Origin of the sequence: Georgfuchsia toluolica (genome assembly GCF_907163265.1) — a bacterium.
GTDB lineage: Bacteria > Pseudomonadota > Gammaproteobacteria > Burkholderiales > Rhodocyclaceae > Georgfuchsia > Georgfuchsia toluolica.
Genome location: NZ_CAJQUM010000001.1, coordinates 1,984,887 through 2,010,254, shown reverse-complemented (window position 1 = coordinate 2,010,254; position 25,368 = coordinate 1,984,887). Strand labels below are relative to the sequence as shown.

21 protein-coding genes are annotated in these 25,368 nt (G+C 59.5%); 11 read left to right on the top strand and 10 right to left on the bottom strand.

The annotated features are described in order from the left end of the window. Positions 1–162 precede the first annotated feature (162 nt). Positions 163–1,845, bottom strand: coding sequence for a hydroxylamine reductase (hcp, locus tag K5E80_RS09440; RefSeq protein WP_220635909.1), 1,683 nt, complete (start codon positions 1,843–1,845; stop codon positions 163–165). Between the two features lie 67 nt (positions 1,846–1,912). Between hcp and K5E80_RS09435 the strand changes: the two genes are divergently transcribed. Continuing rightward, the gene (locus tag K5E80_RS09435) at positions 1,913–2,152 is read left to right on the top strand and encodes a hypothetical protein (RefSeq protein WP_220635908.1); all 240 of its coding nucleotides are present in this window, start codon (positions 1,913–1,915) and stop codon (positions 2,150–2,152) included. Between the two features lie 7 nt (positions 2,153–2,159). Here the strand turns inward: K5E80_RS09435 and K5E80_RS09430 are convergent, their stop codons facing one another. The 3 genes from K5E80_RS09430 to K5E80_RS09420 all read right to left on the bottom strand — a co-directional run bounded on the left by K5E80_RS09430 (position 2,160) and on the right by K5E80_RS09420 (position 4,849). Next, on the bottom strand, positions 2,160–2,996 hold the full coding sequence (locus tag K5E80_RS09430) for a sulfite exporter TauE/SafE family protein (RefSeq protein WP_246590934.1): 837 nt from the start codon (positions 2,994–2,996) through the stop codon (positions 2,160–2,162). A gap of 651 nt (positions 2,997–3,647) precedes the next feature. Then, positions 3,648–4,271, bottom strand: a complete 624-nt coding sequence (locus K5E80_RS09425) for a cytochrome b/b6 domain-containing protein (protein WP_220635907.1) — start codon at positions 4,269–4,271, stop codon at positions 3,648–3,650. Positions 4,272–4,348: 77 nt separating this feature from the next. Then, positions 4,349–4,849 carry a rubrerythrin family protein gene (locus K5E80_RS09420; protein ID WP_220635906.1) on the bottom strand — a complete coding sequence of 167 codons (501 nt, stop codon included), beginning with the start codon at positions 4,847–4,849 and terminating at the stop codon, positions 4,349–4,351. Positions 4,850–5,188: 339 nt separating this feature from the next. Between K5E80_RS09420 and K5E80_RS09415 the strand changes: the two genes are divergently transcribed. The 3 genes from K5E80_RS09415 to K5E80_RS09405 are packed head-to-tail and all read left to right on the top strand — an operon-like array spanning position 5,189 to position 10,769. Beyond that, positions 5,189–6,115 carry a histone deacetylase family protein gene (locus K5E80_RS09415; RefSeq protein WP_246590933.1) on the top strand — a complete coding sequence of 309 codons (927 nt, stop codon included), beginning with the start codon at positions 5,189–5,191 and terminating at the stop codon, positions 6,113–6,115. Between the two features lie 4 nt (positions 6,116–6,119). Then, positions 6,120–8,810: a bifunctional acetate--CoA ligase family protein/GNAT family N-acetyltransferase gene (locus tag K5E80_RS09410; protein WP_220635905.1), complete on the top strand. Its 2,691-nt coding sequence runs from the start codon at positions 6,120–6,122 to the stop codon at positions 8,808–8,810. Positions 8,811–8,864: 54 nt separating this feature from the next. Next, positions 8,865–10,769 (top strand): ATP-binding cassette domain-containing protein, encoded by a 1,905-nt coding sequence (locus K5E80_RS09405; RefSeq protein WP_220635904.1) that lies wholly within the window; start codon positions 8,865–8,867, stop codon positions 10,767–10,769. 237 nt (positions 10,770–11,006) lie between these two features. Here the strand turns inward: K5E80_RS09405 and K5E80_RS09400 are convergent, their stop codons facing one another. The 3 genes from K5E80_RS09400 to K5E80_RS09390 form a co-directional block, all read right to left on the bottom strand. Continuing rightward, entirely contained in the window at positions 11,007–11,327 is a 321-nt protein-coding gene (locus K5E80_RS09400; protein WP_220635903.1) for a c(7)-type cytochrome triheme domain-containing protein, read from the bottom strand. A gap of 128 nt (positions 11,328–11,455) precedes the next feature. Then, on the bottom strand, positions 11,456–11,884 hold the full coding sequence (locus K5E80_RS09395) for a tetratricopeptide repeat protein (RefSeq protein WP_220635902.1): 429 nt from the start codon (positions 11,882–11,884) through the stop codon (positions 11,456–11,458). Positions 11,885–11,939: 55 nt separating this feature from the next. Next, positions 11,940–13,427, bottom strand: coding sequence for a multiheme c-type cytochrome (locus K5E80_RS09390; protein WP_220635901.1), 1,488 nt, complete (start codon positions 13,425–13,427; stop codon positions 11,940–11,942). Between the two features lie 227 nt (positions 13,428–13,654). Here K5E80_RS09390 and thrH point away from each other — a divergent pair, with 227 nt between their 5' ends. The 7 genes from thrH to lnt all read left to right on the top strand — a co-directional run bounded on the left by thrH (position 13,655) and on the right by lnt (position 20,352). Next, positions 13,655–14,263 carry a bifunctional phosphoserine phosphatase/homoserine phosphotransferase ThrH gene (thrH, locus tag K5E80_RS09385; protein ID WP_220635900.1) on the top strand — a complete coding sequence of 203 codons (609 nt, stop codon included), beginning with the start codon at positions 13,655–13,657 and terminating at the stop codon, positions 14,261–14,263. A gap of 99 nt (positions 14,264–14,362) precedes the next feature. Then, the gene (gene purU / locus K5E80_RS09380) at positions 14,363–15,223 is read left to right on the top strand and encodes a formyltetrahydrofolate deformylase (RefSeq protein ID WP_220635899.1); all 861 of its coding nucleotides are present in this window, start codon (positions 14,363–14,365) and stop codon (positions 15,221–15,223) included. Further along, positions 15,220–16,554 carry a tRNA (N6-isopentenyl adenosine(37)-C2)-methylthiotransferase MiaB gene (gene miaB / locus K5E80_RS09375; protein WP_220635898.1) on the top strand — a complete coding sequence of 445 codons (1,335 nt, stop codon included), beginning with the start codon at positions 15,220–15,222 and terminating at the stop codon, positions 16,552–16,554. The genes purU and miaB overlap by 4 nt, the downstream gene beginning before the upstream one ends. After that, positions 16,551–17,510: a PhoH family protein gene (locus tag K5E80_RS09370; RefSeq protein WP_220635897.1), complete on the top strand. Its 960-nt coding sequence runs from the start codon at positions 16,551–16,553 to the stop codon at positions 17,508–17,510. The genes miaB and K5E80_RS09370 overlap by 4 nt, the downstream gene beginning before the upstream one ends. A gap of 120 nt (positions 17,511–17,630) precedes the next feature. Beyond that, a complete protein-coding gene (gene ybeY / locus K5E80_RS09365; protein WP_425514555.1) occupies positions 17,631–18,038 on the top strand; it encodes an rRNA maturation RNase YbeY in 408 nt (135 codons plus the stop codon). 71 nt (positions 18,039–18,109) lie between these two features. Then, entirely contained in the window at positions 18,110–18,901 is a 792-nt protein-coding gene (locus tag K5E80_RS09360; RefSeq protein ID WP_220637286.1) for a CorC family transporter, read from the top strand. Then, the gene (gene lnt, locus K5E80_RS09355; protein WP_220635895.1) at positions 18,898–20,352 is read left to right on the top strand and encodes an apolipoprotein N-acyltransferase; all 1,455 of its coding nucleotides are present in this window, start codon (positions 18,898–18,900) and stop codon (positions 20,350–20,352) included. The genes K5E80_RS09360 and lnt overlap by 4 nt, the downstream gene beginning before the upstream one ends. Positions 20,353–20,476: 124 nt before the next feature. Here the strand turns inward: lnt and K5E80_RS09350 are convergent, their stop codons facing one another. From K5E80_RS09350 to K5E80_RS09340, 3 genes are all read right to left on the bottom strand, one after another. Continuing rightward, on the bottom strand, positions 20,477–22,462 hold the full coding sequence (locus K5E80_RS09350; protein WP_220635894.1) for a primosomal protein N': 1,986 nt from the start codon (positions 22,460–22,462) through the stop codon (positions 20,477–20,479). Between the two features lie 332 nt (positions 22,463–22,794). After that, positions 22,795–23,865 (bottom strand): uroporphyrinogen decarboxylase, encoded by a 1,071-nt coding sequence (gene hemE, locus K5E80_RS09345; RefSeq protein ID WP_220635893.1) that lies wholly within the window; start codon positions 23,863–23,865, stop codon positions 22,795–22,797. Between the two features lie 36 nt (positions 23,866–23,901). Beyond that, a complete protein-coding gene (locus K5E80_RS09340; RefSeq protein WP_220635892.1) occupies positions 23,902–25,137 on the bottom strand; it encodes a sigma-54-dependent transcriptional regulator in 1,236 nt (411 codons plus the stop codon). Positions 25,138–25,368: the final 231 nt, after the last annotated feature.

Genomic DNA, 25,368 nt, shown 5'->3' with positions numbered 1-25,368 from the left:
CCGTTGGTCATTCCGGACGCCGCGTCGTGAGCCGAAGCCCCGGGCTTGACCCGGGGGGTGAGCCGGAATCCAGCGACTTTTTAAGACACTGGATTCCCGCCTTCGCGGGAATGACGTTGCAATTTATTCAATGTATTTCTGATACAGGACACCAGGGGCGACTCAGGCGGCTTTCAGCAACTCCTTGGGATTGAGCATGGCCTTGAGATCATTCTCGACGGTGGTGATCGGCATCAGCCCGAATTCCTGGTTCAACACCGCGAGCAGGTTCGGCGTGAGGAAGCCCGGCACGCTCGGGCCGACGCGGATGTTCTTCACGCCGAGCGAGAGTAGCGTCAGCAGAACGACGATGGCTTTTTGCTCGAACCAGCTCAGCACCAGATTGAGCGGCAGTTCGTTCACGCCGCAGTCGAACTCCTTGGCCAGCGCCAGCGCGAGCTGGATGGCCGAGTAGCTGTCGTTGCACTGGCCGATGTCGAGCAGGCGCGGAATGCCATTGATGTCGCCGAACTGCTTTTTGTTGAAGCGGAACTTGCCGCAGGCCAGCGTCAGGATCACCGTGTCCTTGGGCGCGGCCTGGGTGAAGGCTTCGTAGTAGCTGCGCTCGGACTTGTCGCCGTCACAACCGCCGACGAGGAAGAAATGCCGGATGTTGCCCTTCTTCACCTGATCGATGACGGCGGGGGCGGCGGCCATCAGCGCGTTGCGGCCGAAACCAACGGTGATCTTGTGCGGGATTTCGTCATACTGGAATCCGGGCTGGCTCTGCGCGCAGGCGATCACCTGGCTGAAGTCGTCGCCTTCGATATGCGCGACGCCGGGCCAGCCGACGATGCTGCGCGTGAAGATGCGATCAGCATAGCTGCCGACATTCGGATCGATCAGGCAGTTGGAGGTCATCACGATGGCGCCGGGGAAGGCGGCGAATTCCTTCTGCTGGTTCTGCCAGGCGCTGCCGTAGTTGCCGGCGAGGTGTTTGAACTTCTTCAGTTCCGGGTAGGCGTGTGCCGGCAGCATTTCGCCGTTGGTATAAACGTTGATGCCGGTGCCTTCGGTCTGTTCGAGGATCAGCTTCAAGTCGCACAGGTCATGGCCCGAAACCAGGATCGCCTTGCCGGCGATTGGCTTGACGTTGACCTGGGTCGGTTCCGGGTGGCCGAATTTTTCGGTTTCGCCGCGGTCGAGCATTTCCATGACGCGGTAGTTGAGCTTGCCGATGGCCATTGAGGTGCCGAGCAGTTGCTGCATGTCGTCCGGATCGGCGCCGAGCCAGGCCATGATGTGATGGAACTCGCCCGCTACCTCGGCACTGGTCTGGCCCAGCACGCGTGCATGTTCCATGTAGGCCGCGGCGCCCTTGAGACCGTACAGGCAAAGCAGGCGCAGGCCGAGAATGTCATCGCTGACTTTGCCCTTGCCGCGATTGACCGCGGCGATCGGCGCTTGCGTTCTCAAGCTGGGAGTATCGATGGCGAGGCGGAAGGCGGCGGCGCCCTCGGGGACAACCGGCTGGCGACCTGCGGCGGCACAGGCCTGCTCGTATTGCTCGCGCAGTTGCTGGCGATAGGCCTGCGCCTTGCGCGCATAGCCGCTGATGCGATCGGCTTCGAAGTTGACGTTGGTCAGCGTGGCGAAGAAGGCCTGTGGCACGAACGCGTCGACAACCGGATCGATGATGCCGAACTCGCGCGCTTTCTCTGCGTAGAACGAGGTTCCCTGCAGCGCATAGACGAGCAGGTCCTGCAAGTCGGATACGGTTTCGGTCTTGCCGCACATGCCTTGGGCGTAAGAGCAGCCCTTGCCGGTCGGACTGGAGATGGTTTGTTCGCATTGCACACAGAACATGACGCTGATCCTTAATGAAGTTGATGAATGACGTCACGAACTGTAGGGAAAGCAAACTCCGCTGTAATTGATTCCTCTCAAGAAAATCAGGAAATCACCGAACAAGTCCGTTCGCGCCGAGCCCTTCGACTCCGCTCAGGACAGGCCTGTCGAAGCGCAAGCCGCTCCAGTACCGGGTTTCGACAAGTTCGATCCGAACGGCAAGGTACTTGATCGGCATTTCTCAACAGCGGTCACCTCGATAATTTCCCCAGCGTCGCCAGAAATTTCGCGGTTCGATGGATATGCAAAAAAGGTTGCTGGGTGAAATCGTCTTAGCCGGCGAGCAAGGTCTTTACGGCAATGCCGATGCCGGTGGCAAGACAGAAAGCGGCAAACACCCGCCGCAGATGCTCTTCCTTGATGCGCGGGGAAAAATGGCGGCCGCAAAGCATGCCGACGATCGTGCCCGTGACAAAGGGCAGTGCGATATGCCATTCGATTTCACCGTGACTTGCCCACTGGGCGATCCCGCCGAGGGAAAGCAGGGTCAGTATCATCAGGGTGGTGGCGGTGATGGAATCCATGGCGAGGGGCGTGTGACGGCGCAGGGCCGGCACCAGAACAAAGCCGCCGCCGACACCCAGCAAGCCCGAAAGAAATCCGGCCAGCAGCCCGGAACCGGCCAGGGCGCGGGCGCAGGAGCGGTTCCAGATGAAACGGCCGGTGCTGCCATCTACGCTACAAGGCAGAACGTCATCCTGGGCCGCCACAGATGTGTGCCACAGGCGCCAGGCCAGATAGAGCAGCAGTATGGCGAAAGCCGCGGCCAGCGGGGTATTGGGCAGGATGCGGGAGAGATGGATGCCCAATGGCGATGCCAGCAACCCGGCCCCGGCAATGAGGAAGGCCGCCCGATAGCGCACCGTCCCCAGGCGCAATCCCATCAGCATGCCAAGGCCCGCGCCGAGAATGACCGAGAGCAGGGAAATCGGCGCCGCTTGCGCGACCGACAAATGCATCACCAGCATCAGCAAGGGTGCCGCCAGCAAGCCGCCGCCAGCGCCAGTGAGGCCAAGCAGCAGTCCGGTAACGAGGCCAAGGAGTGCGGGTGTCAGAAATTCCATGGACGGCAGGCCATATTTGTCGGCTTCGTAAGCAATGGTTGCCATTGTAGGCGGTTCCCCTGGCGCCTCGATGGCAAGGAGGGTGTCCGAATAATCGTCTAACGGGAGTGCGTCGCCGCGTATCTCCGGCCAGCGTTCAGGTAAAGCGCTTTGTTAGTGTCCTGTATCAGAAATACATTGAATAAATTGCGGCGTCATCCCACAGGGACTTCCTTCGGTCGTTCCCGCGAATAGCCAAGGGCCACACCGGGCGGGAATCCAGGGTCTTGGAAAGTCGCTGGATTCCGGCTCGCCCCCCGGGTCAAGCCCGGGGCTTCGGCTCACGACGCGGCGTCCGGAATGACGAATCAAAATATAAGCAACGGATTTATGGAACACCACACTAGCCGGGGACGATTATGGAATCGCCGAACAAGTCCGTTCGCGCTGAGCCCTTCGTTTTTGCTCAGGACAGGCCTGTCGAAGCGCAAGCCGCTCCAGCACTGGGCTTCGACAACTCAGCCCGAACGGCAAGGTACTTAATCGGGATTTCCTTATATTTTGTACTTATTGAAAAGCTCTTTACGCACCGCGCAACAACACAATGAGCCGCTGCCAAATGTATGCTGATTGGGGCAGTATTCATTATTCGTGAATTTTATGAAATGGGCTTTTCCATCGATGCAATGTTCCACTGCGCAAGCCACGAGCCGGCGTTCAGGATGGAGCTGCTTCGTCTTCGACTTCTTCGTACCCGGTGATCATTGCCTTGTAATGCGCCCAGGGCGTGTCGCTGAGGCTGGACAGGAAGGGATGGAGGAAGAAAAATCCCGTCAGGAATATGAAGAAGATGACGTGCACCATATCCACGATGCGCACGCCGCCAAACATCTCCACCATGGATGAAAAGCGCGCGATATCCCAGAGCAGCAGGCCGGTGAAAAACTGCACGGGCACGATGACTGCCATGACCATTAAATAGGTCATGCCTTGCAGGGGATTGAATTTGTGATCGATGCTCACCTGATGCGGATCGTGGTCGCCCCGGAAGATGCCGTATCCATAGTATCGCAACTGCCTGAGATACTTGGCCGGGCTAAGTTCCGGGGCATAGACCTTGATCGTGCCCGTGAAAAGATAAAAGCCCAACCACAGGAAATAATCGGCGATCAGTACAAAGCCGACCCAATTATGGGCGACCACGGCGGTCTTGAACGATACCAGCTGGACTTGGTCGAGATACCTGATCTGCAAGCCGGTAAGCATCAACAAAACAAAACCCGCGGCATTGGTCCAGTGCCAGATTCTGATCGGGAGCGGATTGACGTAGAGCTTTTTCATGGCTGACTCCTGTTGCATCCATCGATCGAATTCGCCGCCGTAATTGGACGATCAAGGGCGGCGGCCCGGATATGCTTTTATTCCGCGATAATAAACCGGTCCGGCTTTGTGCCGCAAATCGGACAAGGATTTTCCGGCCTGCCCATTTCTATATATCCACAGACGGGACACAGATAGAAATCCGCATTTAAATCCTTGCCTTGTTTTACGGCTTCCAGAGCCAATTTGTAAAGTTCGGCGTGAACTTCTTCGGCGGCAACGGCGTATGCAAACATTCGTTTGGCTTTGTGCCCTTCCGCCTCCGCCTGTTTCACCATCGGCGGATACATGTTTCTGAATTCGTAGGTTTCGCCACCGATGGCAGCCTCAAGGTTATCGGCGGTGGAACCGACACCATCAAGCGCTTTCAGGTGCCCCTCCGCATGAATGCGCTCCGCCTCCGCCGTTAATCGAAACAGTTTTCCAATGGTGGCAAATCCGTCCTGCTCCGCCTTTTTGGCAAATGCCCGGTACTTCTGGTTCGCCTGGCTTTCGCCGGCAAAAGCTTCTTTCAGGTTATCGATGGTCGTTGGCATCATTGGTTTCCTTAGGTTGGTGGTAAAGGCAAGCGGTAATCATGGGGTACGAATATAAGCGTTTCTGCATGACGGAATATTGCCGTTAGTCAAGTAATTCCATTTCTAAATCATCCGTGACTTTGTCGACTTCGCCTTGCCGTGCTATTTGCGCTGTCTGCGGCTCGTCTTCGCGTCACAAACGATTTGGAAATGGAATAAATGGCAACTCGCACCGTCCGCAGTTGGCTGCGGATGCAACTATTCGACGCAACAGATGGGGCCAATCTGGCAGCAAGGCCGCAACAGGCCTAAAATTCAGTTTCCTTGGTTAATGTTGCAGGAATCATCGAGGAGCCTGATTTGCATACAGCGTTCATCACTCATGCCGATTGTGCACGTCACAAGATGGGTGCCGGCCACCCTGAGTGTCCGGAGCGGCTGGGGGCGATAAGCGATCACTTGCTGAGCAAGGGCCTGCTCAACTATATGACGCCTTACGATGCGCCGCTGGCTACGGAAGAACAGCTCGCCCGCGCCCATTCGTCGCTCTACGTGCGCGAGATCATCGAGGCGGCGCCGACTGAGGGCTATTGCCAGATCGATCATGACACCAGCATGAATCCCTTTACGGTTCAGGCCGCGCTGCGTGCCGCGGGCGCGGCGGTGCTGGCGACGGACCTGGTGCTTGCGGGAAAAGTGGCGACCGCGTTTTGTTGCGTGCGCCCGCCGGGACACCATGCCGAGCGCGCGGCAGCCATGGGCTTCTGTTTTTTCAACAACGTCGTTGTCGGCATACGCCACGCACTGGATGTGCATGGCCTGCAACGCGTGGCGCTGATCGATTTCGACGTGCATCATGGCAACGGCAGTGAGGATATCCTGAGCGGCGATGATCGGGTCATCATGTGTTCCATTTTCGAGCGGGGCCTCTATCCGTTCTCGGGCGAAAATCCCACCAGCGCGAACATGATCAATGTGCCGCTGCCGGCACGGTCGGGCGGCGACAAGTTTCGCGATGCGGTCACCGGGCATTGGCTGCCCGCGCTGGAGGCATTCCAGCCCCAGCTCATCTATATCTCGGCGGGATTCGATGCCCATCGTGATGACGACATGGGCAACCTCGGACTGGTGGAGGCGGACTACGCCTGGGTCACCCGGCAAATCATGATGATTGCACAACGGCATTGCCAGGGCCGGGTTATCTCGTGCCTTGAGGGAGGCTATGAGTTTGGTGCGCTGGCGCGCAGTGCCGCAGCCCATGTCAAAGTCCTCATCGGTGTGGACTGAAAAAATGAGCCAGCATTACCTTACTCCGCTCTTTGCCCCGCAGTCCATCATTGTCTTCGCCGGACCAGCCGAAACCCCGGATCTGCAAGACAGAAACGCCCGCTTGCTGAGTCAGGCCCTGCGCGCGCAGCCCTATGACGGCCGCTTGCAGTTTCTCGATGTCAATACTGTCGGCATACCTGCGGGTCCGGCTGCAACAGGTGTCGACCTCGCCATCATCGTCCTTCCGCCGGAGCAGGTGGCCGGCGCACTGGCCAAGGCCGGCGCCATGGGTTGCCGCTCGGCGCTGGTCATTGCCAGCGGTATCGGCCAAAATGAAGCCGCGGAACTCAATGCCATCGCGCAGCGTGAAGGCATGCGTCTGCTGGGCCCCAACTGTCAGGGTTTCCAGCGTCCGCATTTGAATCTTAATGCCAGCATGTCCGGCCCTCTGGCCAAGGCCGGCTCGCTGGCGCTGATATCGCAGTCGGGGGCGCTGACATCGGCGATGCTTGACTGGGCCAGCAACAATGCCGTGGGTTTTTCCACCGTCGTATCGCTCGGCCCGAGTTCGTCGGTGAATGCTTCCGCGGTGCTCGATTACCTGGCGCACGACGGACAGACGCAAAGCATCATTGTGTATCTGGAAGGCATCAGGAACGCCCGGCGTTTCATGAGCGCGCTGCGTTCGGCCGCCAAGTTCAAGCCGGTGGTCGTCCTCAAGGGCGGGCACCGGCAGACCGGCAAAGAGGCGGCACAGACCCACAGCGGCGCCATTGTCGGCAGCGATGATGTATTCGATGCCGCGCTGCGCCGTGCCGGCGCAGTCCGCGTCGACACTTTCGTCGAGGTGTTTACCGCAGCCAGAAGTCTCGCCTCGAACTACCGCACGGCGGGTCAGCGTCTGGCCATCGTCACCAACGGCGGTGGGCCGGGCGTCCTGGCAGCCGACTGGATCAACCAGATTTCGTTGCAACTGGGACGCCTTTCGCCCGTCGTGGCCGCAGCGTTGAAGCCGCTGCTACCCGCACCGGCTTCGTTGTCGGACCTGATCGACCTGTCCGAAGACGCCGGCCCCGAGCACTACAAGGCGGCAATCACGGCAGCAGGCAGCGATCCCGGCATCGACGGCATACTGGTCATCCATGCGCCCAAGGCCGACATCGATGCTGTTGCCGTGGCAGGCGTGCTGGTGGAGATCAATGCCTCGCTCAGCAAGCCGCTGCTGTCATGCTGGATGGGTGAAAGCTCGGTGCTGGCGGCGCGCCGCCAGCTTGGCGCGGCAGCCATTCCCACCTTCCGCACGCCGGAAGCGGCGGTTGGCGCTTTCGGCAACATCGCCTCGTTCTACCAGAATCAGAAGCTGCTGCAGCAAACCCCGCCGCCTCTGTCCGCGCTGGCGAAGCCGGACCTTGAAAGCGCACTGTTGCTGATCGAAAGCGTCCTCGCCGAGCAGCGCACGACGCTGACCGAGATGGAATCGAAGAGCCTGCTCTCGGCGTTCCACATTCCGGTCACCAGTACCCTCCTCGCGCGCAACGCCAACGAGGCGATGATGATCGCCGAACAGGAGGGTTTCCCGGTCGCGCTCAAGATCAATTCGCCTGACATCAGTCACAAATCGGATGTCCATGGCGTAGTGCTCAACGTGATGAATGGCGCTGCAGTGCGCGACACCTTCGAGGAAATGCTGGCGCGCGTCGAACGGCTGCAGCCCCAGGCGCGCATCCACGGCGTGACGGTGCAGAAGATGGTGCCGGCCCGGCACGGGCGCGAGATCAACATCGGCCTGATTACCGATGACACGTTCGGCCCGGTGATCACATTTGGCGCCGGCGGCGCCATGATTGAAATCTTCAATGACCATGTCGTGGAATTGCCGCCGCTCAACCAGTTTCTGGCGCGGCGATTGATCGAGCGCTCGCGCATCGACGAGACCCTGGGGGAGTGGCAGGGGGCCGGTGCAGCGAACAAGACCGCACTGGAGCGGATACTGCTCCGCGTCTCGGAAATGGTCTGCGAACTGCCCCAGCTTCGTGAAATGGACATCAATCCCATCATCGTTGACGACTCCGGTGCGGTAGCGGTGGATGCGCGCATTGTCATCGACGCATTGCCGCAGTCCTATGTGCCCCGCGCCAATAACTACGATCATCTGGCGATCCTGCCCTACCCCGCCCGCTATGAAAAAACCTGGCCGATGCCCGACGGCGGCGAATACACCGTGCGGCCGATCCATCCCGACGATGCGCAGCCGATACAGGATTTCGTGCATAAACTCTCGAACGAGAGCCGCTATATGCGCTTTGTTTCATCGCTCACGGAACTGCCGCCGCCGTTGCTGGCATCGTTGACGCTGATTGACTACGACCTTGAAATGGCGCTGGTGGCGGTATTGCGCGAGCACAGGATGTCGGCCGCAGGCGATCTGGTCGAGACCCGGAAAATTATCGGCGTGTCGCGCTACATCATGAATCCCGACCAGACCAGTTGCGAGTTTTCGCTGGCGGTGGCGGACGATTTCAACGGCATGGGACTGGGCTCATGCCTGATGGAGAGCATCATGGAAGTGGCGCGTGAAAAGGGACTCAAGGAGATCTGCGGCCTGGTGCTGGCCAAGAATTCGCGCATGCTCAGGCTGATGAAGACGCTGGGGTTTGCGATCACGCCATTTCCCGATGACCCGGACTTCAAGCTGGCGACCCACGCCCTGTGATCGGGCCATTAGCGGCTGGTATGATGCGCGCCCCGCAATATTCGATCTGCGCCGATGATCCTTTTACGCAACCTTTCCTTTGGCCGCGGCAGCCGCCTGCTGGCTGAGGGCGCCAGCCTGCAACTGCATCCGGGCTGGAAGGTCGGCCTTACCGGCGCCAACGGTTCGGGCAAGTCGTCGTTCTTTGCGCTGTTGCGCGGCGAGTTGCATGCCGAAGCGGGCGATCTTGAAATCCCCGCCGTGTGGACCATCGCCCATGTGGCACAGGAAACGCCGGCACTGCCGGATGCGGCGCTCGACTTCGTGCTCGATGGCGATATCGAATTGCGCCAGATTGAGCGCGATCTCGTTGCGGCCGAGGCGAGCCACGATGGCGAGCGCATCGGCGCGCTGCATATGCGCTACGGCGAGATCGACGGCTATGCCGCGAAAGCCAGAGCCTCGGCGCTGATGCATGGCCTGGGTTTTTCCGATGCCGATTTCGCGCGCGCCGTGGCCGAGTTTTCCGGCGGCTGGCGCGTGCGCCTCAACCTGGCGCGGGCGCTGATGTGCCGCTCCGACCTCTTGCTGCTCGATGAGCCGACCAATCACCTCGACCTCGACGCTGTGCTCTGGCTCGAAGGCTGGTTGAAGCGCTATCAGGGCACGCTGATGCTGATTTCGCACGACCGCGACTTTCTCGACGCCGTCGCCGACCATGTGCTCAACCTGGAACAGAACAAGCTCACGCTCTACAGCGGCAACTACAGCACCTTCGAACGCACGCGCGCCGAGCGGCTGGCCCTGCAGCAGAACATGTACGAGAAGCAGCAGCGCGAGATCGCGCACCTGCACAGCTATATCGAGCGCTTCCGTGCCAAGGCCACCAAGGCACGCCAGGCGCAGAGCCGCATCAAGGCGCTGGCGCGCATGGAGGAAGTCGCCGCCGCGCACGTCGATACGCCGTTCACCTTCCGCTTCCGCGATCCCAGGTCCAATCCCGATCCGCTGCTCACCGTGCATCAGGCCGCGGCCGGCTATGGCGACAAGCCGATCATCAGCAACATCCAGCTCACCATCCGCCCCGGCGAGCGCATTGCGCTGCTCGGCGCCAACGGCGCCGGCAAGTCGACGCTGATCAAGCTGCTGGCGGGCGAACTGGCGCCGCTCTCGGGCGAACGCCTCGAAGGCAAGGGCCTCGCCATCGGCTATTTTGCCCAGCACCAACTGGAACAATTGCGGCCCGACGAGTCGCCCCTGCAGCACATGATCCGTCTGGAAAAAAGCCTGGCTGGCCGGGCGCGCGAACAGGATCTGCGCGATTTCCTCGGCGGTTTCGATTTTCGCGGCGCCGTGGCGGAGTCGCCGTGCGGGCGCTTCTCGGGCGGCGAGAAATCGCGCCTCGCGCTGGCGATCCTGATCTGGCAGCGGCCCAACCTGCTGTTGCTCGACGAGCCGACCAACCACCTCGACCTCGAAATGCGCGAGGCGCTGACCATCGCCCTGCAGGAGACCGATGCCGGCGTAATTCTCGTTTCGCATGATCGCCACCTGCTGCGCACTACCGCCGATACCCTGTATCTGGTCGGCAACGGCAAGGCACGGATTTTCGACGGCGACCTCGACGATTACGCGAAACTGCTGGCAACGCAAAAAAGCGATCTGAGAAACGGGCAGAAGACAGCGGTGCCAGAAAAACCCGCGCGTCGCGAGGCACCTCCGGCCGCCAGTGACAAGACCCTGGCCGAACAGCGCAACCTGCGCAAGGAAGCCGGGAAGCTCGAACGGCAGATCGCCGGCTGGCAGAACGAGAAAGCGCTGCTCGATGCGCGCATCGCCGATCCGGCGCTGTATGCGAATCCGGATCGCACTTTGCTCGAACAACTGCTCAAGCGCCAGGCCGAGCTTGCGCAGTCGGTTGAAACCGCCGAGACACGCTGGCTGCGAACGCAGGAAGCGCTGGAAATTCTATCCTCCTAGCCGGCTTGCCCATAAAAGAAAAGCCGGCATCATGCCGGCTATCCACGCTTTGGTGTCGCAATCAGATGCGGCAGGCGGAGTTACTGTCGTAGTATCTGCTACGACAAGCGTCATCCCACGGGGATTCCCTTTGGTCATTCCCGCGCAGGCGGGAATCCAGAGGTGTTAACGCGCAAAACCCATGGATCCCCGCCTGCGCGGGAATGACGTGGCTTAAGTAAGTGCCATTCGTGTCTGCTACGTTTTATGGCATTTACCGCAGTTGGCCTCGTTATTCGCCTTGAATGCCTTCTTGCCATTGTGGCAAGCGCCGCAGAACTTGCCCGCGTTGATGCTATCCATCGTGATCTTGTCGGCACCTTTTTTCATCGCGAACAGCTTGGGCTTGATGTGGCAACCGATACATTTCAAACCCTTGTTCGCATGAACCTTGCCGTCAAAGGTCACCTTGCCCATCGGGTTGGCAAACTCCACTGTCTTGCCGGGTGGAACTGCCAAGGCGCTCCCGATCGAAAGCATCAGTGCAGCAAATACCACCAACATTTTCACGAACTTCATTGCCCATCCTTTTAAATGATTGGAGGGCAAAGAATACTGCATTCATACCACCATTGTCAGATCAGTTGGCCGGTTGATTGTCATATCTCAAATTGTTTTATCCGAATCTGGCCGTTAACATCTGCCGTCTACTCGGCAGTTTCCTCAATCAGCCCGGCCAATTGCGTCTTGCGGCGGGGATCGATCCGAACCGCCTCGCCAAAGGCTGCGCGCGAAAGTTCGCGCTGTCCGCTGTGAAGGCAGGCCAGGCCCAGTCCCATCCATGCCTTGGCGTTGTTGGCATCGAGACCGATGGTGCGCTGGTAGGCTTGTATGGCTTCCGCGTAGTTGTGGTTGACCAGCAGCAGGCCGGCCAGCTTCATGTGCGCATCTATCGAACGGGGATCGGCGGCCAGCGCCTGCTCGAAACTCTTCTTCGCATCATCGATCCGGCCTGCTGCCCACTGCTGGTTCCCTTGGGCAATGAATGTGGCATCGGCTGAATCTGCCGCTCGGGCGCCCGGCGCAAGCAAAATCTCCACGAATGCAACTGAGGCAATTGCAATCCTGAAATTCATGAGGTTCTCTTGAAAGATAAAGGCCCCCGGTAATCGCGGGGGCCTTGCTGGCGAATTACTTCATCGAGCCCTTGCCGTAGCGCTCCTCAAAGCCCTTGCGCACCTTCTCCACTGCATCCTTGCTGATGCCGCTGAAGTACCAGTCATGATCGCCGATGGGCTTGAAGTACTTGTTCAGGATCTCGTCGGCGAATTGCTCATTGCCGTCCTTCTTCCGCACGACTTCGCGCATTTCCGGGATCCACTTGAAGTAGGTGTGCTGCGCCACTTCGTAAATGCCATGCCACCAGGTGTAGTCCGGTCCGTGCATGGCAGCGCCATGACGGGCGCGGCGGCCTTCGTGATGCCATATTTCATACCAGGTCCATTCGATCTTTTCGTCGAAGGGGGCGGCGGTGATGTAGCCCTTGTCCTGCAATTCCTTCATCGCGCCGGCGATGGGCTTGGCGAATTTGTCGTTATAGAGGTTCACCACGCCGTCAAATTGGTTGTAGTGACCATTGATGACGTTGGAGCTGTGGCAGGAGGCACACACATTCGCCATCTGCTTGCGCCGGTCTTCCCAGGTCAGTATCTCGGTCACCTTGGCTCCCTTGACCTCATCGCCGATCTTCGGCAAGGCCTTGCCTTCCGGTTGATCGAATTCGTCGCCGTTGGCCAGTCGCACCATGTTGAGCCTGGTGGAAATAGGTGGCCGCAGCGTCCACGAAATTCGTTCGCCGACGTCATGGGTGGCGCCCTGGGTACGCGTCGCGCCCATGTGGCAGGTGGCACAGGTGGGCGCGGCGGAATAATCCACCCCGGCGACCCAATTCCTCGAATCCAGGTTCATTTCGTTTACCTTCGCGCGGTAGACGATGCCATGCTTGGACTCGTTGTAGATTTCCATCTGCGGATGATCCGGACCCAGATGGCACTTGCCGCAGGTGTCCGGCGTGCGCGCCTGGGCGGAGGAGAAGCTATGCCGCGCATGGCAGGCCGAGCAGGAACCGCGGCTGCCGTCCGGGTTCAGCCGGCCGATGCCGGTGTTGGGCCAGGTTTCGGGCGTGGCCTCGCCGGCCGCATTCAGTTGTATCTCGCCGCCGTGGCATTGCCCGCAACCGGCGTTTACCGCGGCCGGGCCGCCGATGACTTCGCCCATGATGTTGTCCAGTGAGGCGAGAATTTCGCCGCCCTTGGCATGGTGGGAGCGCTGCTGCTGGGCCACTTCCTTCTCATGGCACCGGGCACAGGACTTGGGCGACACAACGGCGCTGATGAAGAACGGCTTGCCGGCCTTGTCCTCCATATGTTTGACGACGCCCTTGTCGCCTTCCTTGCCCTTGTGGCAATCGTAGCAATCCACTTTGGCTTTATTGGTGGCGTGGCGGCTCTTCTTCCATTCCGCGATCAGGCCGGGACTCTGCTCGGCGTGGCAACTGATACAGAGCTGCCCGATCTGGGCATCCTGTTTGGATTTGGCCGGAACGGCGGTGGCGGCGTTTGCGGTGCTCAATGCGAACACGGACAGGATCATCGCCAATCCCTTGATGGCAGATTTCATATAGCCCCCCAAAGTATTACAAGTCACAATATCGTCAAGTATTAATATACTTATAATTTTAGGGGCCTCTCGCATTCCTTGACGACAATCAATAAAAGCTGGACTTGAATATGCAACCGAGGTTAAAACTGACACACAAGTGATATGCGTCAACTTCGCCATGCCGGTACGGGTGGGGAGCGCTTCGCGTAAAATCGCGGCTTTCCGCTTCCGGCAGGAGTTTGTCCGTGCAACTCGTTTGTCTCGACCTCGAAGGCGTACTAGTCCCCGAAATCTGGATCGAATTCGCCGACCGCACGGGCATTCCCGAGCTGCGCCGCACCACGCGCGACGAGCCGGATTACGACAAGCTGATGACCGGCCGGCTCGGCCTGCTGCGCCAGCACAAGCTTGGCCTGCCCGACATCCAGAAGGTGATTTCCGAGATGGGGCCGATGGCCGGGGCCAAGGATTTTCTCGACGACTTGCGCACGCGGTTTCAGGTCATCATCCTCTCCGACACCTTTTACGAATTTGCCATGCCGCTGATGGCGCAACTGGGCATGCCGACGCTGTTTTGCCACAAGCTTGAAACCGATGCAAGCGGCTTCGTGGTGAATTACCATCTGCGCATGCCGAACCAGAAAAAGGAATCGGTGAGGCGCTTCAAGGAACTCAATTTCAAGGTGATCGCGGCGGGCGATTCCTATAACGACACCGCAATGCTGGGCGAAGCCCATGCCGGCGTCTTGTTCCACCCGCCCGAAAACGTGATCCGCGAATTTCCGCAGTTCCCGGTGACGATGAATTACGCGGAATTAAGAAATGAAATTCTCAAGGCAAGTCAAAACATCTAGCCACAGAGGACAGAGTTCAGAGGAAAGACATGGTTTTGCATTTCTCTGTGACCTCTATCCCACGGGGATTTCCTCCGGTCATGGCTAAACGGGTTTTCAATGCATAAAGACCGTTTCTATACGCTGACCGCTTCCTGCCCCGACCGGGTGGGCATCGTCGCGCGTGTGTCGGGCTTCATCGCCGAGCATGGCGGCTGGATGCTGGAGTCGAGCTATCACGCCGACGACATGGATGGCCGCTACTTCATGCGCATCGAGATCAAGGCTGATTCCTTGCCCTTCAACCTGACTGAATTACAGCAGCGCTTCCGGCCCATCGCGACCGAGTTTGCGATGGACTGGCAAATGTCGGATTCAGCGGCCCAAAAGCGCGTGGTGTTGCTGGTCAGCAAACAGGAACACTGCCTCTATGACCTGCTCGCGCGCTGGCAATCGAAGGAGCTCGACATCGAGATTCCCTGCGTGATCTCGAACCACGATGATCTGCGCGGCTTCGTCGAATGGCACGGCATCCCGTTTCATCATGTGCCGGTGACGACGGACAACAAGGCGGCTGCCTACGCCGAGATCGCGCGCCTGTTCCATGAAGCGCGTGGCGATACCATGGTGCTGGCGCGCTACATGCAAATTCTTTCGCCCGAACTGTGCCGCGCCCATCCCGGCCGCATTCTCAACATCCATCATTCCTTCCTGCCCAGCTTCGTCGGCGCCAAACCCTACCATCAGGCTTACCAGCGCGGCGTCAAGCTGATCGGCGCGACCTGCCATTACGTCAGCGAGGAACTCGATCAGGGGCCGATCATCGAACAGGACGTGATCCGCATCGACCATTCCGATTCGGTCGAGGACATGGTGCGCTACGGCAAGGACATCGAGAAGACCGTATTGGCGCGCGGCCTGCGCTACCATCTCGAAGACCGGGTGCTGGTGCATGGCAACAAGACGGTGGTGTTTCGATGAGCAAGAAACTGTTCATCCGCACCTTTGGCTGCCAGATGAACGAATACGACTCCGACAAGATGGCCGACGTGCTCGCTGCCGGGGAGGATGTGGTCAGGACCGGCACGCCGGATGACGCCGACATCATTTTGTACAACACCTGCTCGGTACGCGAAAATGCGCAGGAAAAAGTGTTCCACGACCTCGGCCGCGTGCGTCACCTCAAGCAGAAGAATCCGAATCTGATCATTGGCGTCGGTGGCTGTGTGGCGAGTCAGGAAGGTGAAGCCATCGTCAAGCGTGCGCCCTATGTCGATGTGGTGTTCGGCCCGCAGACCCTGCACCGTCTGCCGCAACTGATTGCCGCGCGGCGCGGCTCTGGCCGTTCGCAGGTGGATATTTCCTTTCCCGAGATCGAGAAGTTCGACGCGCTGCCACCGGCAATAGTGGACGGGGCATCCGCCTTTGTATCGATCATGGAAGGCTGCTCGAAGTACTGCACTTTCTGCATCGTGCCCTACACGCGCGGCGATGAAGTGTCGCGTCCGCTCGACGATGTGCTCGCCGAGATTGCGGCGCTCGCCGCGCAGGGGGTTCGCGAAGTCACGCTGCTCGGGCAGAACGTCAATGCTTACCAGGGGGCCATGGCGGATTCGGAAGACATGGCCGATCTGGCGTTCCTGATCGAAGCCATTGCCGAAATGCCCGGCATCGAGCGCATTCGCTATACCACTTCGCATCCGCGCGAGATGACGCAACGCTTGATCGATGCCTACGCCCGCGTACCCAAACTGGTGTCGCATCTGCATCTGCCGGTGCAGTCCGGCTCCGATCGCATCCTCGCCGCCATGAAGCGCGGCTACACGGCGCTCGAATACAAGTCCATCGTGCGCAAGTTGCGCGCGATCCGGCCCGATCTTTCGCTGTCCTCCGATTTCATCGTCGGCTTTCCCAACGAAACGGAGGATGACTTCGAGAAGACCATGAAGTTGATCGAGGATGTGGTGTTCGACGCGAGTTTCTCATTCATTTACAGCCCGCGCCCCGGCACGCCCGCAGCCGAGATGAGCGACGACACGCCGGCGGAGCTCAAGGCGCAGCGCCTGTCACGCTTGCAGAGGCGCATCGACGAAATGGCCTCCATCGTTTCGCAGAACATGGTGGGCACCACACAACGCGTGCTGGTCGAGGGCCATGCACGCAAGGATCCTGCCGAGCTGGCGGGGCGCACCGGCAACAACCGCATTGTCAACTTCGCCGGCCAGCCCGGATTGATCGGTAGTTATGTCAATATGACCATTACCGCCGCCTTGGCGCACAGCCTGCGTGGTGAAATCGCCAGCGTCGAATGAAAAAAGCCATTTCCATCAACCTCGTCCCGCCGGACAATACCCGGCTGGCCAATCTGTGCGGCCCGCTGGACGAGAACCTGCGCCAGATCGAGGCTGCCTTCGATGTCACAATCTCCCGCCGCGGCCACACCTGCAGGATTGCGGGGGCCACGGCCCAGGCGCGTTTGGCGGCAGCGGCGCTGGAGCATTTTCACGCACTGTCTGGCCAGCCGCTGTCGATCGACGACATTCAGCTCGGCCTGGTGGAATTGACGCGCAACAAGGACACGCTTCCTCCCGCACATTTGTCAGCGCACGGCCTGCTCACGCGCAAGGCCGACCTGCATGGCCGCACCGTGCATCAAGCCCAGTACCTGAGCCAGATCCAGGACCACGACATTACCTTCGGCATCGGTCCGGCCGGCACCGGCAAGACCTACCTCGCCGTGGCGTGCGCGGTGGATGCCTTCGAGCGCGATCATGTCGAACGCATCGTGCTGACGCGGCCGGCGGTCGAAGCAGGGGAGCGCCTCGGCTTCTTGCCGGGCGACCTGGCGCAGAAGGTAGACCCCTACTTGCGGCCTTTATATGACGCCCTTTATGACCTGATGGGCTTCGACAAGGTGGCGCGCGCCTTCGAAAAGGGCCACATCGAGATCGCCCCGCTGGCCTATATGCGCGGACGCACCCTGAATCATTCCTTTATCATTCTCGACGAGGCGCAGAACACCACGCCGGAGCAGATGAAGATGTTCCTCACGCGCATCGGCATCGGCGCCAAGGCGGTGGTGACGGGCGACGTGACCCAGATCGACCTGGCCAAGGGACAACGTTGCGGCCTGATCGAGGCACGCAAGATACTCGCCGAGGTACGCGGCATTGCCTTCACCGATTTCGACGCGAGCGATGTGGTGCGGCATCCGCTCGTCGCGCGCATCGTCTCAGCGTATGAAAAGCATGGCAATGCAAAACCTTAAGCCACAGAGGTCACAGAGTGCACAGAGGAAAGGCCAAAAGCCCCAAATATCCAGACTTTGTTTGCCCTCTTTTTCTCTGTGATCTCTGTGTCCTCTGTGGCTAAGAGCTTTTCCTTGACTGTGCAATTTGGCTGTCACACTGCCTTGCTACCATCGCGTCCGCAGATACGACGCTGGGCAAAGGCTGCGGCCGATACCTCGGCCCAAGTTACTGTCCGCTTTGTCGATACGAATGAAGGCCGAAAATTAAACTGCGAATTTCGCGGCAGGGACTATGCGACCAATGTGTTGTCCTTTCCCTATGAAACGGATCCCGTTGTCGGCGACCTGGTGCTATGCGTGCCGGTGGTGCTGCGCGAAGCGCGCGAGCAACACAAGCCCGCCGCGGCGCACTTCGCGCACATGATCGTGCATGGTATGCTGCACTTGCAAGGTTACGACCACGAAGCCGGCAAGCGGGAGGCGCAGCGCATGGAAGAAAAAGAGCGCGAAATCCTGGTCCGCTTTGGAATTGCAGACCCTTACTGAATATGGATCCTTCGCCGAGTAAATCTCCCAAATTCCACCACAAGTTGCTGGAACGCCTGACCGCGCTCCTGATGCATGAACCCGAGGATCGCGAGGAACTGCTCGCCGTACTGCGCGGCGCCTTCGAGCACAAACTGCTCGACGCCGATGCGCTGTCGATCATTGAAGGCGCCATGCAGGTTTCCGACATGCAGGTGCGCGACATTATGGTGCCGCGATCGCAAATGGAGGTGGTCAGCATTGACCTTGCCGTTGAGAAGATCACCGAATTCGCAATTGAAACCTCGCACTCGCGCTTCCCGGTGATTGGTGAACACAAGGACGATGTAATCGGCATTCTGCTCGCCAAGGATTTGCTGCGCTTCTATGCCGGCAAGGAATTCGATCTGCGCGACAGCCTGCGTCCGGTAGTGTTCGTGCCGGAAAGCAAACGTCTCAACGTGCTGTTGCGCGAGTTCCGCGCCAGCCGCAACCACATGGCCATCGTCGTCGACGAATACGGCGGCGTTGCCGGCCTGGTTACGATCGAGGACGTGCTGGAACAGATCGTCGGTGACATCGAGGACGAGTATGATTTCGACGAAGCCGTCGACAACATCGTGCGCGACAACACCGGGCGCTTTCGCGTCAAGGCTACGACCGAGATCGGCGATTTCAATGAGGCCTTCGCCACGAGCTTCCCCAATGATGACTTCGATACCGTGGGCGGCATGGTGATTCATCATCTGGGCCGGCTGCCCAAGCGCAATGAGGTACTGACCATCGGCGATCTGCGCATCCAGGTGTTACGCGCCGACAGCCGCCGCGTGCATGCCCTGCTGGTGGATCGCCAGCGCGCCCTGCCGCTCGAAGCAGAACAATGAAGAAGTCATTGCTTGCCGCACTGCTGTTGGGTGCGGCGACGGTGGCCGGTTTCGCACCCTTCGGGATTTTCCCGTTGCCCTTCGTCACGCTGGCGCTGCTGTTCCTGCTCTGGCGCGGTGCGCAAACGCCACGCTATGCGGCGCTGATCGGCTTCGCCTGGGGATTGGGATTCTTTCTGACCGGCGTTTCCTGGGTTTATGTCAGCCTGCATGATGTTGGCGGCATGGCTTTGCCGCTGGCCGCCACAGCGGCGCTGCTGTTCTGCGTCTGGTTGGCGCTGTTCCCGGCACTGGCGGGTTACGCTTTCAAGCGCCTTGCAGTGGGCTCTGCATGGCGTGACACATTGCTGGTGGCAAGTTCATGGATGCTGGGCGAATGGCTGCGCGGCTGGCTGCTGACCGGCTTCCCCTGGTTGTCGCTGGGCTATTCGCAGGTTGGCCCGAGCCCGCTCGCCGGCTTCGCACCATTGTTCGGCAGCTATGGTGTCGGCTTCGTGCTGGCGCTGATGGCGGCGCTGCTCGCTTTTGGCTGGTGGCGCCTGCGATCCCTCGTCCTGCTGCTGGTGCTGCTTGCCGCCGGCGTCGCGCTCAAGCATGTGTCATGGACCACGGCAACGGGCGAGCCGGTGAGCGTAAGCCTGCTTCAGGGCAACATTCCACAGAGCCTCAAATGGGATCCCGCACGCCTCAATCTCTCTTTCGACACCTATCGCCGTCTTGCGCGCGAACATTTGGCGCAACTTGTTGTGCTGCCGGAAACGGCGATCCCCCTGCTGTTCGACCAGATCCCGCACGGCTACCTGCGCGAACTGGCGGGAGATCGCGAATTATTGCTCGGCGCGGCGGTGCGCACCGGCAATGACGGTTATGCCAATGCCGCGCTGGTACTCGATCGCCATGGTTCGCACGGCAGCTATGCCAAGTCGCATTTGGTTCCATTTGGCGAATATGTGCCGCCGGGTTTTGCGTGGTTCTTCGACTGGGTGCGAATTCCGATGAGCGACTTCGGCGCCGGGGCGAAGCAGCAGAAACCGATCGAGATTGCGAATCTCAAAGTGGCCATGAACATCTGTTATGAAGATTTGTTTGGCGAGGAAATCATTCGCCAGTTGCCGGAAGCGACGCTGCTGGTCAATCTTTCGAATACGGCATGGTTCGGCCATTCGCTGGCGCAACCGCAGCATTTGCAAATCGCACGCATGCGCGCCATCGAAACCGGGCGGCCGATGCTGCGTGCCACCAATACCGGCATGACGGCGGCGATCGAACCTGATGGCAGCGTCAGTGCGGTGTTGCCGGCGTTTGCCGAGGGCGTGTTGACGGTCACTGTGCAGGGCTACAGCGGTGCAACGCCCTATGTTCGCATCGGCAACGGCGGCGCATTACTGCTGGCGGTGTTGGCCCTGGTACCGGCGTTGCTGCACAAAAATACCAAAACCAAAAAGCAGTAGCCACAGAGGGCACAGAGAGCACAGAGAAAGGCAAAACCATCCTGGCGCGCCCTTGAAGGGCTAATTGTTCAAAGAGGTTTTCTCTGTGAACTCTGTGGCCAAAAGCCTCTGACTTTTTCCAAGGCTAAAACTCCATCGGATCAACATCGACATGCCAGCGCAAATCGCGTGGGGTCTTGAGCACGCGGATGGTTCTCGTCCAGGCCGCGAGAAAATTTTGCAGCAGCGGACGATTGGGTGACTCCACCAGTAACTGCGCGCGCTCGCGGTTTGCCAGCCGTGACAGCCGCATTGGCACCGGGTCATAGATGTTGATGGCCGGGGCTGTATTTGCCTTCTCATTTGCCACGCTGCGTGCCTGTTCGAGAAAGGCAATTGACTGCGCCATGGCGGGTGCATCGGCGCGCAGCATGGCCTGGTGCGTGAAGGGAGGGAAGCCGGCCTGCTCCCGTTCCTTGAGTTGTGCCGCCGCGAAACGCGCGTAATCGTGATCGGCGAGCGCGCGGTAAAGCGGATGATCCGGATACTCGGTCTGGATCAGCACTTGGCCATGGAGTTCAGCGCGGCCGCTACGGCCGCCGACTTGCATGAGTTGCGAGAAAAGACGTTCCGGGGCGCGAAAGTCCGCCGCAAACAAGGCTGTATCGGCACCCACCACACCGACCAGCGTGAGCTTCGGAAAGTCGTGCCCCTTGGCCAGCATCTGGGTGCCGACAATGATTTCGGCATCTCCGGCATGGATGGTGTCGAGCAGGGCGCGCCATTTTTTCGGGCTGTCGGCTGAATCGCGATCGACGCGCAGAATGCGCGCCGTGGGGAAATGCTCACCCAGTGACTGTTCGAGACGCTGCGTGCCGCGTCCAAAAGGATGAATATCGAGGTTGCCGCAATCGGGACAGTGATGCGGTATGCCGGCTTCAATGCCGCAGTGATGGCAGCGCAGGCGTTTGTCGACGAGATGCAGTACGAGGTTGGCGGCGCAACGGCGGCAATGCGAAATCCAGCCGCAGGCGGGGCAGGCCAGCACCGGCGCATAGCCGCGCCGATTGAGGAATATCAGGCTTTGCTCGTGGCGTTCCAGCCGTGTGCGAATTGCGTTGAGCAGCGCCTGGCTCATGCCGCCTTGCAATTTCTCGCGCCGCGTGTCGATGGTGCTGACTGTCGGCAATGATTCGGCAACCGCCCGCTGCGACAGTTCGAGTAATCGATAGCGTCCGCTGCGCGCGTGGTGGAAAGTTTCCAGCGCAGGTGTCGCGGAACCCAGGACGATGGGCACGTTCATTTGCTTGGCGCGGAATATGGCGACATCGCGCGCCGAATAGCGCAGGCCTTCCTGCTGCTTGAAGGAGCCGTCGTGCTCTTCGTCGATCACGATCAGTCCCAGCCGCGGCAGCGGCATGAAGACGGCGAGACGGGTGCCGAGCACGATGTCGGCGCGGCCTTCAAGCGCATCGAGGAAAGCGCGCGAACGTGCGGCATTGGCAACACCGCTGTGCGCGGAAACGATGCGCGCAGAGGGGAAACGCGCCGCAACGCGTTGCTCCAGTTGTGGCGTGAGTGCGATTTCCGGCACCAGCATCAGCGCCTGCTTGCCGGCCTGCAACAGGGCATCGATGGCATGCAGATAGACTTCGGTCTTGCCGCTGCCGGTGATGCCATGCAAGAGAAAGGTTTCAAAGCCGCGCGCGGCGATAATGGCATCGACTGCCGCTTGTTGCTCAGGCAACAGGCGCGGCTTTGGTGAAGCCGTCTCGATGGTTGTTCGTTTGTCTTTTACTGCCCTTGGCAACTTGCCCCGGCGCAGCAACGGCGGCAGGGCGAAATGCACCACCTCGCCCAAAGGATGCTGGTAATAGCGTGCGCAGAATTCGCAAAGTGCCAGCCAGTCTTTTGGCAACAAGGGAAAATTATCAAGAACCTGGCTAACCTGTTTGAGTTTTTCAGAGGGCTGATCGCTGCTCCGGGTGATCCCGAGGATCAGTCCGATTTTCTGTCCACTGCCAAAGGGCACGCTGACGCAGCGACCGATTTCGGGGGCGGCGCCAATATCCAGGAGGTAATCGAAGAGACGCGGCAAGGGCACGTCCAGTGCCACCTGAACAATGCTCATGCCATTTCATCAAGTTGTCGCGGCAATCTCGACTCCACTTTTCATTGCGACTCTAACACCCTGCCTGGATTGGGTTTTACTGCGCTGTGGATAAGTTTGTGAATATCAGTTCTCGACTTCCGGCCAAAATCTGTCTTCTGATTTGCGCCGTGACCGTAAAACCTGCAATATTCTATAATTATTATATGCTAATCAATATGTTGCATTTTTTTTTCGCTGTCGGCCATGGTTGCATCGTATTGGGCCTGAAGAGTGCCTCAATTCTGTGTATAAATCGAACATTCAAGGGTTTAGGCATCTCATGGCAAGTGTAAGTGCTACTTGCCCATGTCCTATGGCTTCAACTGCTGGCGGCTGTATTCGTGCACGGTATCGACCAGAACCGACACGTTATCAGGCGGGGTGTATTGATTGATGCCATGCCCCAAATTGAACACATGCCCCGGCCCGATGCCGTAAGCATCAACGACTTTGCGCGCTTCCGCGGCAACAGCTTCCGGCGTGGCAAACAAGACCATCGGATCCATGTTGCCCTGCAGGGCAACTTTGCCTCCTATGCGTTTGCGGGCGCCACCGATATCGGTGGTCCAGTCGAGGCCGACCGCATCGCAGCCGATATCGGCAATGGCTTCCAGCCACTGTCCGCCGCCCTTGGTGAAAACAATGGAGGGTATGCGCTCACCCCCGTGGCTTCGATGCAGGCCGGAGATGACCTGTTGCAGGTAAGCCAGGGAAAATTCGCGATAGGCGCGATCGGATAATGCGCCCCCCCAGGTGTCGAACACCATGACGGCCTGTGCGCCGGATTCGATTTGTGCGTTGAGGTACTGCGTTACGGCGCGAGCATTGACGTCCAGAATGCGGTGCAGCAAATCCGGGCGGTCGTAAAGCATGGTCTTGAGGGTGCGGAAATCGCTCGATCCGCCACCTTCGACCATGTAGCAGGCAAGCGTGAAGGGGCTGCCGGAAAAGCCGATCAGCGGCACGGAATTGTTCAGTGCGCGACGAATCTCGACAACGGCATCCATGACATAGCGCAAGTGATCCCAAGGATCAGGCGCGGTCAGATCGCGGATTTCCCATTCACTGCGCAAGGGCCGCTCGAAACGCGGTCCTTCACCTTCCTGAAAACCGAGGCCCAGGCCCATGGCGTCGGGAACAGTCAAAATATCTGAAAACAGGATCGCAGCGTCGAGTTTGTAGCGTGCAAGCGGTTGCAGGGTAACTTCGCAGGCAAGCGACGGGTTCTTGCACAGATTGAGAAAGCTGCCGGCGCGTTTGCGCGTTTCGCAATATTCGGGCAGATAGCGTCCTGCCTGCCGCATCAGCCAGACCGGAGTGTAAGGAACCGGCTCACGCAGCAATGCACGCAGAAAAAAGTTGTTTTTTGGACTGATGGCCATGGTGCTGAACCGGATAAAGGCAAAACGGAGATTTTACTACCTTAGCCCCAAATCCTTGAGCTTGCGGTAGAGATGGGTGCGTTCGAGGCCGGTCTTTTCCGCCAGCCGCGTCATGTTGCCGCCATCCTTGGCAAGATGGAACTCGAAATACATGCGTTCGAAAACCTCACGCGCTTCGCGTAGCGGCCGGCTCATGACGTCGAGCGCCAAGCCCAGCGAAACGCCAGGGTTCTGGTTGCCGGGGGACACCAGTTGCTGTACCTCGTCACCGTTGATCTCCTCTTCCAGCGCCGCGATGGCGAGCGACTTGATTGCTGCCTTGAGTTCGGCATAACCGCCGGGCCAGTCATGCTGGCGCAGGATGTTTTGCGCCGCGGTGGACAAGCGGCGCAGGGGCGTTTCTCCCGTTTCGACCAGTCGTGTCAATAATTGGGCGGCAATATCGGGAATTTCATCACGCAATTCGGAGAGCGTGGGTACGCCGATACGGGCGCTGAAGGTGCGGCCCAGAATTCCCTCATCCCATCCCTGCGCGGCGAGCGCAGGCGGATCAAGATCGGTGCCGGCGACGAGGCGCAGGTTGAACCTTTCCAGGCGTTCCGCGACGAAGAGCAGGTTCTTATGCTGCAGGCGAACAAGACGCCCCAGTTCTTCGGCATAGATTACGCCGCCACTCGCCGACTTGAGATCTTCCAGCGAGAGTGGATGGGTATCCGAAGACAAATCCAGCCAGGGCCTGCCCGAAGCCTGCAAGGTCCTTGCCGCCAGTTCGATGATGCCGCCTGGCGATGAACGTAACAGGACGCTGCGATTGACGGCGCTCAGTTGCTCCAGCCGCTTCTTCAACTCCTTGAGCACCGAAGAACGCGGAAATGCGGCCAGCGACAATTCATTGTAGGTCGGGCGCTTGCCGTGATCGAGCGCCCGCTTTACGGCGGCAAGCAGTTTCTGCATGCCGATCGGCTTCTCCAAAAAGTCCAGCGCGCCGATCTTGGTGGCTTCCACGGCGGTCTCGATGGTGGCGTGTCCCGACATCATGATGATCGGCATGTTGAGCTTGCCGTTCGCGGCCCATTCCTTGAGCAGCGTTATGCCATCCGTATCCGGCATCCAGATGTCGAGCAGTACCAGATCGGGTCGCGCCATTTCGCGCGCGGTGCGAGCTACGGCCGCGCTTTCGGCCTGCGTCACATCATGCCCTTCGTCACGCAATATTTCCGAAAGCAGTTCGCGTATGCCAACCTCGTCATCCACTACCAGTATTTGTGCCATAAACCCAATCCTTTAACGTAAAAAGCAGCGACGGAGCACCTTGTGATATCGAGCGCAGCGAGCTGATCAGTAGCCCCACCCCGGGGGTTGAGGCGGGAATTCGCAAAGCACCGCTTTGCGCCGCCGAGACGGGCGAGCTGTGCAAAGCGAGCCATGGAGCAGGCATGGGGGTGGGGGGCGTTCAATTTATCTTTGCGCATTTTCATCCTCATAGGTGGCGCTGGCGACCAT

What these genes read in the sequence shown, in the direction of transcription:
- K5E80_RS09350 (WP_220635894.1), bottom strand. Translation starts at nt 22,462, where the DNA reads ATGAGCATTGTTCAGGTGGCACTGGACGTGCCCTTGCCGCGTCTCTTC.
- K5E80_RS09395 (WP_220635902.1), bottom strand. Translation starts at nt 11,884, where the DNA reads ATGAATTTCAGGATTGCAATTGCCTCAGTTGCATTCGTGGAGATTTTG.
- hemE (WP_220635893.1), bottom strand. Translation starts at nt 23,865, where the DNA reads ATGGCCATCAGTCCAAAAAACAACTTTTTTCTGCGTGCATTGCTGCGT.
- K5E80_RS09340 (WP_220635892.1), bottom strand. Translation starts at nt 25,137, where the DNA reads ATGGCACAAATACTGGTAGTGGATGACGAGGTTGGCATACGCGAACTG.
- K5E80_RS09425 (WP_220635907.1), bottom strand. Translation starts at nt 4,271, where the DNA reads ATGAAAAAGCTCTACGTCAATCCGCTCCCGATCAGAATCTGGCACTGG.
- K5E80_RS09410 (WP_220635905.1), top strand. Translation starts at nt 6,120, where the DNA reads ATGAGCCAGCATTACCTTACTCCGCTCTTTGCCCCGCAGTCCATCATT.
- K5E80_RS09420 (WP_220635906.1), bottom strand. Translation starts at nt 4,849, where the DNA reads ATGATGCCAACGACCATCGATAACCTGAAAGAAGCTTTTGCCGGCGAA.
- miaB (WP_220635898.1), top strand. Translation starts at nt 15,220, where the DNA reads ATGAGCAAGAAACTGTTCATCCGCACCTTTGGCTGCCAGATGAACGAA.
- purU (WP_220635899.1), top strand. Translation starts at nt 14,363, where the DNA reads ATGCATAAAGACCGTTTCTATACGCTGACCGCTTCCTGCCCCGACCGG.
- K5E80_RS09390 (WP_220635901.1), bottom strand. Translation starts at nt 13,427, where the DNA reads ATGAAATCTGCCATCAAGGGATTGGCGATGATCCTGTCCGTGTTCGCA.
- K5E80_RS09430 (WP_246590934.1), bottom strand. Translation starts at nt 2,996, where the DNA reads ATGGCAACCATTGCTTACGAAGCCGACAAATATGGCCTGCCGTCCATG.
- K5E80_RS09405 (WP_220635904.1), top strand. Translation starts at nt 8,865, where the DNA reads ATGATCCTTTTACGCAACCTTTCCTTTGGCCGCGGCAGCCGCCTGCTG.
- K5E80_RS09370 (WP_220635897.1), top strand. Translation starts at nt 16,551, where the DNA reads ATGAAAAAAGCCATTTCCATCAACCTCGTCCCGCCGGACAATACCCGG.
- lnt (WP_220635895.1), top strand. Translation starts at nt 18,898, where the DNA reads ATGAAGAAGTCATTGCTTGCCGCACTGCTGTTGGGTGCGGCGACGGTG.
- hcp (WP_220635909.1), bottom strand. Translation starts at nt 1,845, where the DNA reads ATGTTCTGTGTGCAATGCGAACAAACCATCTCCAGTCCGACCGGCAAG.
- K5E80_RS09360 (WP_220637286.1), top strand. Translation starts at nt 18,110, where the DNA reads ATGCATGAACCCGAGGATCGCGAGGAACTGCTCGCCGTACTGCGCGGC.
- K5E80_RS09400 (WP_220635903.1), bottom strand. Translation starts at nt 11,327, where the DNA reads ATGAAGTTCGTGAAAATGTTGGTGGTATTTGCTGCACTGATGCTTTCG.